We start from the raw sequence: 13,435 nt of genomic DNA, 5'->3' as shown, positions 1-13,435 counted from the left end.
ACTTTTAATGATACTTTATTTGGAAAAAAGAGAATTTCCATTTGAACCGTGAATTATACAATGGGTGAAGATGGGATTCTGCGGATTACTAACCAACTAAAATTAGGGGTGGAATAGAGTAATGAATAAAAAAGTTCTTTCTTTGTTGTTATTAATGGTGATGGTTCTGGTCACAGCATGTGGGAATAACACGTCCAATAATGGTTCTTCAACGAATACTGGATCCAAAGCGGACGAAGGCGGAGAAACAGGTGCAGGGGATAAACTCAAGGTTGTATTGCTGATTCCGGGGACACTTGGGGATAAATCATTTTTTGATTCCGCTAATAACGGCTTGCAAAAGGTTAAGGATGAACTTGGTGCAGTAACAAAGGTTGTTGAAATGGGCGTTGATAAAACGAAATGGGAGCCTACATTTAACGATATCGCTTCCGAGGATTGGGATGTAATTATTTCTGGCGGTTCTGAAATTACAGAGATGTTTAATGCAACGGCAGAATTGTATCCAGACAAAAAATTCATTAATTATGATACCGACATCGATGAAGCACCAGATAACATGTACAACATGTCTTATGCGACAAATGAAGTATCTTTCTTGGCAGGTGCAGTAGCAGCATTAGCTACACAATCGGATATGCCGAATGCTACCCCTGAGAATGTGATTGGGTTTGTGGGCGGTATGGATATTCCGGGGATTAATGCTTTCTTGGTCGGTTACATTCAAGGTGCTCAGTACGTTGATCCTGATGTAAAAGTGGCTGTGTCGTACGCTGGTGATTTTGTTAACCCGGCAAAAGGTAAGGAGCTGTCTCTAATTCAATATAACTCCGGTGTGGATGTTATTTTTAACGTGGCTGGGGGTACAGGTCTTGGGATCTTTGACGCAGCTAAAGAGAAGAAAAAATATGCAATCGGTGTAGACTCCGATCAGGCAATGTTGATTAACGATACAGATAGTGAAAAAGCAAATCTAATCGTTACTTCATCTATTAAAAAGATTGATACGGCTATTCTAGGTGCAGTGAAGAGATCGCAAGAGGGTACGCTAGAAATGGGCAAACGTGATGTATTGAGCTTTGTAGATGATGGTGTAGGTATTGCTGAGAATGATATTTATAAAAATGTATTCCCGGCTGATCTTCAGGCCAAGGTTGAAGAAGTGAAGCAAAAGCTGATCAATAAAGAAATTAAAGTGGATAATGCGATGGGGATGGAAACCGCAGAGGTAGAAGCTATTCGTAACGCAGTTAAGCCTTAAGCTTTAAATCTTAAGATCAGTTCTATAGAGATAAACCTACAGTTGGAGATTCTTCTAGTCAGGGGAATTCCAGCTGTATATTTTTGCAGACCTCCAAGTTGAAAGGCGTTGAGACCTATGTACACAGCTCTGCTGGAAATGCGGGGAATTACCAAGGTATATCCCAATGGCGTCGTTGCAAATAAAGACGTGCATTTTTCTTTACGTGAGGGAGAAATACATGCGATTGCAGGTGAGAACGGTGCAGGTAAATCGACTTTAATGAAGATTATGTTCGGCATGGAAGAGCCAAGTGAAGGCGAGATCTATATCAAGGGTGAAAAAGTAAAGCTGCAATCCGCTCAGGACGCCATTGATAGAGGCATCGGCATGGTCCACCAGCATTTCATGTTGGTACCTTCTTTTACGGTGGCAGAGAATATGGTGCTAGGTATGGAGCCGCGCAGAGGAGTTGGCATTAATTATGCCGAGGCTGTGCGCATGACGGAAGAAACCGCAAGGAAATACAATCTGGCCGTGGATCCAAAGGCAAAAGTAGAGGATCTTACAGTTGGGATGAAGCAAAAGGTTGAGATTCTTAAGGCGCTGCTGCGTGGTGCGAAAATTCTGGTGCTTGATGAGCCAACTGCGGTGTTGACTCCACAGGAAACAGAGGAATTGTTCCGCGAGCTTAAGCAATTAAGGGAACAGGGCCATACGATAGTTTTTATTTCGCACAAATTAAAGGAAGTCAAAGCGATTTGCGACAGAATTACGATTATGCGCAGCGGCCGTAGTGAAGGTGTTTTTCAAACACAGGATGTGACAGAACAGGAAATCTCGCGGTTAATGGTCGGCAGAGATGTCGTGCTGAAATATGACAAAGAGATTCTGGCTGTTAGTGAGCCAGTACTAACGGTGCAGGGACTCGGTGTGAATGATGCAGATGGCAAAGCATTATTGTCGGATATCAATTTTGCGGTACGTGGTGGGCAGATCGTTGGGATTGCTGGTGTAGAAGGCAACGGGCAGACACAGCTCATTGAAGCTCTTACAGGTAGCTTGAGAGGTGTCTCAAGTCAGGGTTCTGTACTAGTGAAGGGAAAGGATATCCGTGAATCGGATATTTTGGATATTCGTAAGCTAGGCGTTTCCTATATACCGGAGGATCGGATGCGGCAAGGGATCGCTAGTGAGGCAAGCATAGCTGATAATCTGCTATCTACTCAGTATCGTACAAAAGCAATGAATAAAGGTCTTTTTTTGAATGGCTCACGAATTGCCAAGCTAGCAGTATCCCTTGTAGAGGAATTTAAAGTCCGCTGTTCAGGACCTTCTCAGCCCATAGGAATGTTGTCAGGTGGTAACATGCAGAAGGTAGTCGTAGCTAGAGAGTGTTCGACTGAACCGCAGCTGCTTATTGCAGAACAGCCGACACGGGGTGTGGATATAGGCGCAGCCCAGTTCATACATCAAAAGTTGTTGGAATTACGTTCAGACGATTGCGCGATTTTGCTAGTGTCGGCAGATTTGAATGAGATCTTGGAGATCAGCGATAGTCTGTTAGTAATGTACGAGGGTAAGATTGTTGCCTTTTTCGAGGAGCCATCTAAGGTTAGTGAGGAAGAATTAGGTCTTTATATGCTGGGGATTCATCGACAGGACGAGGAGCACATCGGGAGGGCCGTAAATCATGTTTAAAGTTAAATATTTTGAGTACATTCGGACATCGGCGGTAATCGTTATTGCACTCGCTATTGCCTTTCTGATCATCTCTTTGGTCAGTAATCAGCCTGTGAAGACGATTGGTATATTCCTATTAGAGCCGTTATCCAGTAAAGGTCATATTGGTAATGTGATTGAGATGGCGATTCCGCTCATGTTCACTGGGTTGGCAGTATCCTTGTTGTTTCGAGCCAATATGTTCAACCTGGGAGCTGAAGGGATTTTCTATTTCTCCGGTGTTGTAACTTCCGTATTGGCTATTCATTTAACGCTGGACGGCTGGCTGCATCCGATGGTAGCTATTGCTGCAGGTTCAATTGTAGGAGCGTTGCTCTCGGCAATACCTGGTATTCTGAAGGCAAAATGGAATGCTAATGAGTTGGTTACATCCTTAATGTTCAATAATATTTTGTTCGGAGTAGGGCTATACCTACTGAACTATCATCTGCGTGATGCTAAAGCTTTTGCCAATGTATCCTACAAATTCGAGAAAACGGCACTGCTGAGTAAAATGGTCTCGGGCACCCGTATTCATACCGGTCTTATTATCGTTATCGTGCTTATTATTGCAGCTCATCTATTCCTATACAAAACGAAATGGGGATATGAGCTGCGTATGACAGGCATCAACCGGGACTTTGCCCGTTATTCCGGTATGAAGACAGCCAAGGTTATTATTCTCGTCCACTTGATTGCAGGTTTTATCGCAGGTATGGGGGGTTCCGTAGAAGTGCTGGGGATGTATAACCGTTTCCAATGGACGTCACTACCTGGTTATGGTTTGGATGGTGCCCTTGTAGCGATGCTAGCCAAAAATAATCCGCTGTCCGTAATCGGCTCTGCATTGTTCCTAGCGTACATTCGAATTGGGGCTGACATGATGGCGCGTCTGTCTGATGTACCTTCAGAGATGATCTCAATCATACAGGCAATTATCATTCTTCTAATTTCGGCTGAGCAATTTCTGAAGTTCTGGAAAAATCGGATGCTCTTGAAGGAGGCGAAGGAAGCGTGAATAGTTTGTTTGATGTGATTTTTACAACTGACTTTGCGTTCTCTGTCCTTCGCGTGACGACTCCGATTCTGTTCGCCGCGCTCGGCGCACTCATCTCCAACCGTGCAGGGATCATTAACATTGGGATGGAGGGCATCATGCTTGTTGCCGCTTTAGCGGGTGTCATCATAAGCAGCTATACACATAGCGCATGGGTAGGTCTGCTTGGGGCGGTGCTGTCTGGAACATTGATCGCTGGAATATTAGCTTTTTTCACCCTGAAATTCAAAACACATATCATTCTCGGGGGTGTGGCCATTAATATGTTCGCTTCGGGAGGCACTGTGTTTATCCTCTATCTGCTTAGTGGCGACAAGGGTTCTTCCACTTCGCTGGCGAGTAAAGTTCTGCCTAGTGTCCAGATTCCTTTGTTGAAGGATATCCCGGTGCTTGGACCTATTTTATCGGGGCATCACATTCTGACGTATGTTTCTATATTGGCTGTGTTTGTTGTCTACTATCTATTAAACCGTACACCGCTTGGACTGCGCATTCGTTCAGTGGGTGAAAATCCACATGCGGCTCAATCCGTGGGTGTAAGTGTTGTGAAAATACAGTATATGGCTTTGCTGCTTAGCGGATTTTTTGCCGGTTTAGGCGGTGCTTATATGTCGATGGGGTATTTGTCACTGTTTACCCGCGATATGATCGCTGGCCGGGGCTGGATTGCCATTGCCGCTGAGTCGATGGGAAGAAGTACGACCGTAGGCACGGCGCTGACCTCTTTATTATTTGGTACTGCAGATGCATTGTCGAATGCGCTACAGGTGTTGAAGATTCCTGCGGAGCTAATCGCTACTCTTCCTTATGTAGCCACAGTAATTGGACTTGTGATCTACGCAGTATCTGAGACACGAAAAAAGAATAAAAAACTTAAAAGTCCGCTAGTTAAATAGCGATTGAAATGATTGATACACAGACAAGGAGTGAGTAACTATGCCAACACCTATTATTATTGACTGCGATCCAGGGCATGATGACGCAATAGCGATACTGCTTGCCATAGCAAATTCGGAGAAGTTAGATCTGCGCGGGATTACAACGGTTGGTGGAAACCAAATTTTAGATAAAATCACGAAAAACGCCCTGAAGGTGATCAGCTTCGTGAATGTTGACATTCCTGTAGCTAAAGGGGCTGCTGGCCCACTGTTCGGCAAGCTTGTTACAGGTGAGGAAGCGCATGGAGAATCGGGCATGGATGGGCCGCTTTTGCCTCCAAGTAAATTCCGCCCTGTAGAGCAGGGTGCTGTGGAGTTTATGCTGAATATCATCCGTTCTTCAGAGGAGAAGATTACGCTCGTGCCGATGGCTCCTTTAACAAATATCGCACTGCTAATCACGGCTTATCCAGAGATTAAAGACAGAATTGAAAAAATCTCACTGATGGGGGGAGGTATCTCTTATGGGAATGTCACCTCTACTGCGGAGTTTAATATCTATGTAGATCCTGAAGCAGCCCGTATTGTGTTTGAGTCGGGGATTCCGATCACAATGAGTGGTCTGGATGTGACCGATAAGGCTGCTATTTTTGAAGATGAGATCCTAGCATTGAAAGAGCGGGGACCAGTGTCTACAATGGTCGGAGAATTGCTGGATTTCTATTCGATTTACGGTAAAAAAATGGGCTATGTCGGCAGTGCGCTGCATGATCCATGTGCGGTTGCCTGGCTGCTGCATCCGGAACTATTTGAATCTGAGCATCTATATGTAACGGTGGAGACAGAAGGCAAGCTGACGCGGGGAATGACAGTTGCAGACAGACGGAAGAAGACGGATCGTCCAGCGAATGTGCAAGTATTGGTGGGCGTTGACCGGGAAGCATTTATGAAGCTGATCTTTGATTCACTGGAAAAGCTTGATCAAGAGCTGCTGCTAGCGGCTGAAGGGAAGTAGCCTATGGCAGGATGGGAGAGACTTCAAGAGACCGTGCAGTTTGAAATTGCTCAGCGTGGAGAAGAAGGTTGTCTGATTGAGGGTTTTGCGGATAAGCTAGCGGCTGCTGGTGCCGATGAGCTCAAGCTGATGCAGGTATACAATGAGCTAATGGAGCTTAGGATCAGTGAGGATTTTCCGTATCAAGAGCCATCCTCTCTGGAGGAGATTCGTCATCTACGTCCAGAAGGCCCACGTAAGCTTGAGGCGGACTGGAGCGAGGCGGAATGGAGAGATAAGTTCTATGGAGCCTGGCTCGGTAGAAGTGTCGGCTGCGCACTCGGGAAACCGCTGGAGTATTGGGACTATCTCTATGGGAAAGATGGCCGTCCGGGCTGGGAGAATATTGAGCTATGGTTTCAGGGTGCGGACGCCTGGCCAATTACTGGCTATACGCCTGGGCATTCACGGGCAGAGGCTGAATATGGTCTTGGCTTAAGTGAATGGACACATGCGAGTACCCGCGAGACGATCAAGTATATGGAAAGCGATGACGATATTCGCTACACTGTCCTGGGTCTTATGCTGCTGGAGCAGAAGGGTCTGAACTGGGATTCTTGGGATATCGGAAAGCTGTGGCATACACATTTAACATATAGTCAGGTGTGCACGGCGGAGACACAGTCATATATGAATTTTGCGCAGGAGACCTCTCATCTGCATGGCGAGAAACCTGCGGATTGGCTGGTGCGGCAGGAAAGAGTGCGGATGCACTTAAACCCTTACCGCGAGTGGATTGGTGCCGCTATACGCGCAGATGGACTGGCTTATGGCGCAGCAGGTTATCCTGAACTTGCGGCAGAACTAGGCTGGCGCGACGCTTCATTTTCACATGTGAAAAATGGCATCTACGGTGAGATGTTTAACGCGGCGATGATATCGGCAGCTTTTGCAGAGAAGGATAATGAACGGATCCTAGAGATAGGCCTTAGTGAGATTCCGCGTACCAGTCGTTTGGCCAGTGATGTTTTGCGGGGGATAGATATTGCGCAGAAGGCCAAAAGTGAGCGGGAGTTGGTTCGTAACATTTGGGATACTTTTAGCCACTATGATACAGTCCATACAAATAATAATGCTGCTCTTGTAGCTGCGTCGCTTGTTTATGGCGGGAATGACTTTGAAAAAACAGTTGTCACTTCCGTATATGGTGGAATGGATACAGACTGTAACGGGGCTACTGTGGGCTCAATTATGGGAGCGAAGCTTGGAGCAAGTAAGTTGCCGGCTTCATGGATCGAACCGCTTCACGATACGTTATATGCCGATCTGCCCGGATTTCATCCGATAGCGATTTCGGAATGTGCGGAACGCAGCTACCAAGTGTTCTTGAAGATTCGCAGAGAGCTTGGCGAAAAGGCATAAAAGATTTAGCGAGTATGGGACTCGATAGATCAGGGATTCAGGGATTACTATATGAATTATGGGATGTCTTAAGCTATTGGCTTAGACATCCTTTTTTGCGTAACAGCAGGTCTTTAATCACACTCCAACCAACCAAATGTAGCTTTAACTGCATTTCATACACTTAAAAAAACCAAATATGGCTATATTAACAGTGGAGCGTTTAGTGGTGGGGCAATAGGAGAATCATGATTTCAAGAGGGAAGGATTATCTTTGCTACCCTTTTTTATTTTATTAATAAATGTGTAAAAAGAGCCCGGTATAAAGGGTTTTTAGGTTTTCATCAACCTTCCTGGTATATCATTTAAAGAAAAATGATGACACAGCAGAAGAAATGTCTTATTATTTAAGGAGATTTTTAATAAAACAGATTTTAGAAAATTGTAATACAATGTCTCACTTGATGGAGGTTCATTATATAAGGGAAAGGAAGGGGGAGCTTCTAATACTGTCGCTGAGTCGGGTAAGTAAAGGGTTCAAGCTGAAGGAAGGCATCTATCAGGCTGTAGATGAGGTATCGCTGGAGGTAAAGCAGGGATCCATTCATGGGATCATTGGTGAGAGTGGTGCGGGGAAATCTACACTGCTGCGACTGATGAATCTTCTGGAACAGCCGGATGAGGGAACGGTTACCGTAGATGGCCACAACCTGACCGAAATGCCTAGTAAAGCACTGCGTAAAGCAAGGCAAAAGATTGGAATGATCTTTCAACAATTTAATCTTGTTTATAACGTCACTGTAGAGCGGAATGTTTCGATCCCGCTGGAGCTGGCAAATGTCCCAAAGCATGAACGAATGAAGCGTGTGAAGGAGTGTCTGGATTTTGTTGGACTGGCAGATAAGGCAAAACAATATCCGGCACAGCTCAGCGGAGGACAACGTCAGCGTGTTGCGATTGCCCGCGCGCTAGCGAACAGTCCGGGAATATTACTGTGTGACGAGCCAACGTCCTCCCTGGACCCTGGAACCACTACAGATATCTTGAACGTGCTGAAGCATGTGAATTCAAGTCTTGGAGTAACGGTTGTCATTGTTACGCATGAGATGGATGTTGTCAAAAGCATATGTACTCATGTATCGGTGATGGAAAAAGGGCGCATTGTAGATTCGTTCTCTCGTAAAGACGGTGAATTCCGTCCAGCGGCAGCCAGTACCGGGACATACCGCGATCAGATTCTTGGTAAAGCGGGGGAAGATCATGTTTGATAGTGTACTTCAATATCAGGCACAGATGTGGGATTCGATTGGTGAAACCTTTGTGATGGTTGGTATTTCTGTTGGAGCGGCAGTGCTGCTGGGGCTTCCACTGGGTACCTTGTTGTTTTTTTTCCGAAAAGGGCAGCTTTATGAGAATACAACATTGTCTCTGGTGCTCAACAGTATCGTTAATATTATCCGCTCTTTTCCGTTCCTGCTGCTGGTCGTTGCGCTAATTCCAGTCACTCGTTTCCTGGTCGGGACCGCCATTGGTACGATTGCAGCAGCGGTTCCATTATCTATAATCGCTATTGCCTATTATGCTCGGTTAGTGGAGCAGTCGTTGCTGGAGGTTCCTAAAGGGGTCATTGAAGCAGCATTATCGATGGGAGCCTCGAAGCTGGGCTTGATCTTTAAATTTCTGTATGTGGAAGCTCGTTCGGGTCTAGTCCTTGGACTTACTACTTCTACAATTAGCTTTATCTCCTTCTCGACCGTGATGGGAGTTGTTGGTGGGGGAGGGGTTGGTGATTTCGCTATCCGTTATGGTTATCAGCGTTTTGAGACGGAAGTGATGATCTATGCCATTCTAGTGATGATTGTATTAGTCCAATTGGTTCAGTTCACCGGGGGGACTATCGCAAGGCTGTTGGATAAGCGGTAATACAAAATAGTTCAATATATAAACTGGGGGTTAGTAGTACTAATGAAAAAATCAATGATACTTGTGCTTACATTAATGGTATTGGTCGTAGCGGGTTGTGGCTCTAATAAAGCAGCCGAGAACAATGCTGCAAAAGGTAGTAATGATGAGTTAACCAAATTAAAGATCGCTACACTGATCCCACCTATGACAGAAATTCTGGATATTGTGAAGCCGCTCCTGAAGGAAGATGGCATTGATCTGGAGATCGTTGTTCTCTCTGATAATGTGCAGCCTAATGAGGCGTTGGCTAATAAAGAAGTAGACGCTAACTTTTTCCAGCACGTTCCTTATATGAAGCAATATAATGAAAGCAAAGGTTCTAATCTGGTAGAGGTACAGCCTGTTTATGACGCTATTTATGGCGGATACTCCAAACGTTACAAGACTATAGCTGATCTTCCTGAAGGGGCTACGCTTGTAATGGCTAATGATCCATCTAACATCGGTCGTTCATTGCAAATGTTCGCTGCAGCTGATCTTATTAAGCTAAAAGAAGGCGTAGGCATTCAAGCCACACAAGCAGACATTACTGAAAATCCAAAAAAATTCAAGTTTGAAGAAGTCGATCTCCTAATGCTGGCCCGTATGCTTGATGATGGCGATCTGGTAGCCATGACTCCGGCTTATGCGAGCCCACTAGGATTGACACCGAAGAAAGATGCACTGATTACGGAGGGCGAAGATTCCGAATTCACAATTACTTTGGTGGCACGTGAAGATAACAAGGACTCTGACGCCATTCAAAAGCTGGCTAAACGGATCAGCGGTCCTGAAGTGAAGAAGTTCCTTGAGGATAATTACGCGGATATTGCGTTGCCTGCGTTTAAATAAGCTGAATATGGATCTATAAAAAAGGGCAGCCCGGCGATATTTACCGGGCTGCCCTTTTTGTAATAGGAGTATTTAGGTGTGTCTTACATTACTCGGCTTCTCTCAGCCGTTCCACAATGGATGCTTGGGATAACGTTTTATAGGCTCTCAGTGTCACTGTGTAAGCGAGAATTAACAAAATAGGAACGGTGAGGATAAACGGCAGCCAACTCATCTGAAATACCATAAAGGCCATATTATCCGTGATGCTTTTGGAAAGGTTATAGGTCAGCAATACACCTAATGTTGAGGTTATGAGGACGGTTAGCAAAACGGTGTAGAATCCTTCAAGGATCAGCATACGTTTTAGCTGCTTTTTAGTCATGCCAATACTCTCCAGCATGGCAAGTTCATTCCGGCGGGAGACTACCCCGGTGAGTACAGTGTTGATATAATTCAGCACCCCGATTAGAGCAATGACCAGGCTAAGCCCATACCCGACGGTTTGAAAAATGCGAATGAATCCACCGAGCTCATCCTTGTAATCCTCCCTTGATTTTAAAGTTAATTCATCAGTTGAATCTGTTAAAGCTTTGACCACTTGTTCTACCTGGTCCAGCTTAGTCGGATCGACATGTAGTGTGGCTGAAACGATATTGGCTGGATCTGTACCCTTCGGCATTTCCTTCTGCAGCTCCGAAGCAGGGAGGAAGATGTTGTAACCTAACATAGAGTAAGATTTTGTTGTGGCAGCATATACTGCATCATGTTTTACTACTGCCATCACTTCATAAGATTTACCCGACTTCTCGAAAGTGACTGTATCTCCAGGATGATAATAGGTGCGGTAGCTATCTTCTTCTATAAACATGGCCTCAGATATGACCGCATATTTTCCTGAAGCAAACTTCTGCCTGTTAAACTCCCCTTCAATAATATCCTTGTCCACAAGATCATACCAGCCCGGATCTAATCCATATAAATGATTGTAGACCATCCCCACCTTATCTAAAGTGGAGAGAAGATAAGGATGTGGGTCAGCAGCTGCCATTGGCTCCAAAATAGCCCGGACAGCATCATCGACAGGAGATGGAACATATCTGTGGTAAACCTTATCAACAGTTTCTACACCGTCAATTTTACTTAGGTTGTTGGCGAACTCCTCTGAAAGCTTATATGGATCACCGTCTCGAGGCCCTGTAATACTGACTAGCACTTCATTCTGAACCACAAAATCACCGGAGATAAAGGCACGCAGATATTTATTCACATCCAGTGAGGAAATTACTGTAAAAATGGTACTGAACAAGATGATACTCAAGGAGAGTGAAGAGAGCATCAGGATCAGCTTCTTTTTGCTTCTGAACAGGTTGGAGAACGCCATGTTGTGAAGTTTTGCGCCATGTTTTGATTTTTTGGCATTCCGTTTTCCACCGCTGCTGACTCCGGCAAATTTTACAGCCTCTACCGGCGAGGTTCGCGAAGCCATTCGGCCCGGTTTGCTTGCGGCGATCCATACTGTCATAAACGAGAATGCTGCTGCACCAATAAATATCCACGGGCTAGCAGAATAGACATTATCAGTAGAACCGTTTAAAAATGAGGAGGCCATAGGGAGAATCAGCAGACCTAGCAGATACCCGAACCCCAATCCAAAAGGCAATGCGACGAGATAAAGTGACCGGGCCTGAATGGAGATGATCTTTTTCAGTTGTCGGGGTGTGGTACCGATGGTCTTTAGCAGCCCGTAAAATTTGACATCCCGCACGACGGAAATAAAAAAGATATTGTAGATTAGTAAATAGCCGCTCAGCATGGTGATAAGAATGACAACTGCATAAGGAATGATATTCAGTAGATTATCGGAGAGAGAAACACTTGTATAAGCCGGATTGACACCATAAGGTACATCCAGGCCGGTGTCCGTCAAAATCTTTTGTACCTTCTGTTCAATATTATAAGAATTATTAAACATCACCCCTAGACCTGCGGTGTTCACATAAGAACCCGTTGCCTCAGAGATGTCCGGGTCAATATGGGAAATGTTCTTCTGTGTAAATGCTTCGGATACAAAAGCCAATCCTGACATCGCCAAATTTTGATCGGTTTCGTAATATCCGGAGAGCTTAAAGTCTTGGCTTATGACTTTTTCACCAATGTCTATATCCAGCTTCACAGTCTGGCCTAACTCATGTTTTGCTCCTAGCAAGTCAAGCGCCCAAGTATTTAGGACGATTTCATTCTCTTGGGAGGGCAGTCCGCCGGCTATAAAGTTGATAAAACCGTGTTTGGCATAATTCTCGTCAATTCGAAGGACCTCTACCCGGTGATTCTTGAACAGACTGGTGCTTATATCGCCAACCTTAAGGAAGACGCCATACTCTTTGATGGATGGTTGATTCTTCAGCTTCTCCAACTCGGCAGGATTCAGATATTTGAAGCTTCCATGATAATCGCTGCCGGTAGTCTGCATTTGTGCGCGTTGCATCGATTTGTTAATACTGAGCGCCAAGGTAAACACGCTGGTGATCAAAAGCGTAGTCAGTACGATGGCACAGATGATAGTGAAATTGCGAGCACGGTTGGCTTTGAGGCTTTTTTTGGCTAAAGTAGCAATGGTCTTATGGTTATTCGTGCTGATCATGGCTGGCTCACTCCGGAGCTACGGGGTTGTCCAGTGAAAATGACGCCATCTTCAATACGGATAATACGGTCAGCAGTTTGAGCAATTTGTTCATTGTGTGTGATCATCACAATGGTTTGGTTGAATTTTTCACTCATCTGTTTAAGTAAAATCAGCACTTCTTGGCTTGTTTTGCTGTCCAGATTACCTGTAGGTTCATCTGCTAAGATGATTGAAGGTTTGGTCGCCAATGCTCTGGCTATTGCCACCCGTTGCTGCTGTCCGCCAGACAGATTAGAAGGTAGAGTATTCATCTTTTCCTGCAAGCCTAAAGTGCGGATGATCAGATCAAGATAAGTTTCGTCAATTTTGCCACCGTCCAGTTCAATGGGCAGCACAATATTCTCCCGCACATTTAGTATGGGTACCAAATTGTAGTTCTGAAAAACAAACCCCACCGATCTGCGCCGAAAAATGGTCAGCTTCTCATCACTCATCGCAAAAATATCATTCCCGTCCACGTAAACCTTGCCCTCTGTTGCCCGATCTAATCCACCAAGCATATGAAGAAGGGTGCTTTTGCCGCTGCCGCTAGTGCCGACAATGGCGACAAACTCCCCTTTATCCACTGACAGTGATATACCGTCCAAAGCCTTAACGCTTGCGCCAACCTTTCCATAGTGTTTTTTTAAATTTTCAGTCTGTAGAATCGGCATAACTCTTCCCCTCCAATGAGATCTGTTTG

Annotated in this window: 11 protein-coding genes; 9 read left to right on the top strand and 2 right to left on the bottom strand. The window is 45.1% G+C overall.

Annotation, left to right across the window (positions count from 1 at the left end; translation table 11 throughout):
- Nucleotides 1-121: 121 nt before the first annotated feature.
- The 9 genes from MHH46_RS27455 (at nucleotide 122) to MHH46_RS27415 (ending at nucleotide 10,088) form a co-directional block, all read left to right on the top strand.
- Complete coding sequence (locus MHH46_RS27455; protein ID WP_076130296.1) at nucleotides 122-1,261, top strand: BMP family ABC transporter substrate-binding protein; 1,140 nt, start codon at nucleotides 122-124, stop codon at nucleotides 1,259-1,261.
- Nucleotides 1,262-1,378: 117 nt separating this feature from the next.
- Nucleotides 1,379-2,941 (top strand): ABC transporter ATP-binding protein, encoded by a 1,563-nt coding sequence (locus tag MHH46_RS27450; RefSeq protein WP_076130297.1) that lies wholly within the window; start codon nucleotides 1,379-1,381, stop codon nucleotides 2,939-2,941.
- Nucleotides 2,934-3,980: an ABC transporter permease gene (locus tag MHH46_RS27445; protein ID WP_036685569.1), complete on the top strand. Its 1,047-nt coding sequence runs from the start codon at nucleotides 2,934-2,936 to the stop codon at nucleotides 3,978-3,980. The genes MHH46_RS27450 and MHH46_RS27445 overlap by 8 nt, the downstream gene beginning before the upstream one ends.
- A complete protein-coding gene (locus tag MHH46_RS27440) occupies nucleotides 3,977-4,915 on the top strand; it encodes an ABC transporter permease (RefSeq protein ID WP_036685567.1) in 939 nt (312 codons plus the stop codon). The genes MHH46_RS27445 and MHH46_RS27440 overlap by 4 nt, the downstream gene beginning before the upstream one ends.
- Nucleotides 4,916-4,955: 40 nt before the next feature.
- Nucleotides 4,956-5,912, top strand: coding sequence for a nucleoside hydrolase (locus MHH46_RS27435; RefSeq protein WP_076194077.1), 957 nt, complete (start codon nucleotides 4,956-4,958; stop codon nucleotides 5,910-5,912).
- A gap of 3 nt (nucleotides 5,913-5,915) precedes the next feature.
- Complete coding sequence (locus MHH46_RS27430) at nucleotides 5,916-7,313, top strand: ADP-ribosylglycohydrolase family protein (protein ID WP_076194079.1); 1,398 nt, start codon at nucleotides 5,916-5,918, stop codon at nucleotides 7,311-7,313.
- 485 nt (nucleotides 7,314-7,798) lie between these two features.
- On the top strand, nucleotides 7,799-8,560 hold the full coding sequence (locus MHH46_RS27425; protein ID WP_081387946.1) for a methionine ABC transporter ATP-binding protein: 762 nt from the start codon (nucleotides 7,799-7,801) through the stop codon (nucleotides 8,558-8,560).
- Entirely contained in the window at nucleotides 8,553-9,215 is a 663-nt protein-coding gene (locus MHH46_RS27420) for a methionine ABC transporter permease (protein WP_036685560.1), read from the top strand. The genes MHH46_RS27425 and MHH46_RS27420 overlap by 8 nt, the downstream gene beginning before the upstream one ends.
- A gap of 42 nt (nucleotides 9,216-9,257) precedes the next feature.
- Nucleotides 9,258-10,088, top strand: coding sequence for a MetQ/NlpA family ABC transporter substrate-binding protein (locus MHH46_RS27415; protein ID WP_036685556.1), 831 nt, complete (start codon nucleotides 9,258-9,260; stop codon nucleotides 10,086-10,088).
- Between the two features lie 88 nt (nucleotides 10,089-10,176).
- On the opposite strand, the gene MHH46_RS27410 is transcribed toward MHH46_RS27415, so the two are convergent.
- Together MHH46_RS27410 and MHH46_RS27405 are read right to left on the bottom strand one after the other, a co-directional pair.
- Nucleotides 10,177-12,711, bottom strand: a complete 2,535-nt coding sequence (locus MHH46_RS27410; RefSeq protein WP_076130301.1) for an ABC transporter permease — start codon at nucleotides 12,709-12,711, stop codon at nucleotides 10,177-10,179.
- The gene (locus MHH46_RS27405; RefSeq protein ID WP_076130302.1) at nucleotides 12,708-13,406 is read right to left on the bottom strand and encodes an ABC transporter ATP-binding protein; all 699 of its coding nucleotides are present in this window, start codon (nucleotides 13,404-13,406) and stop codon (nucleotides 12,708-12,710) included. The genes MHH46_RS27410 and MHH46_RS27405 overlap by 4 nt, the downstream gene beginning before the upstream one ends.
- Nucleotides 13,407-13,435: the final 29 nt, after the last annotated feature.

This window comes from Paenibacillus sp. FSL H8-0175, from assembly GCF_045040615.1.
GTDB classification, from domain to species: domain Bacteria; phylum Bacillota; class Bacilli; order Paenibacillales; family Paenibacillaceae; genus Paenibacillus_AQ; species Paenibacillus_AQ odorifer.
The sequence above is the reverse complement of the archived record's forward strand: the minus strand, read 5'-3'. Positions and strand labels throughout refer to the sequence as shown.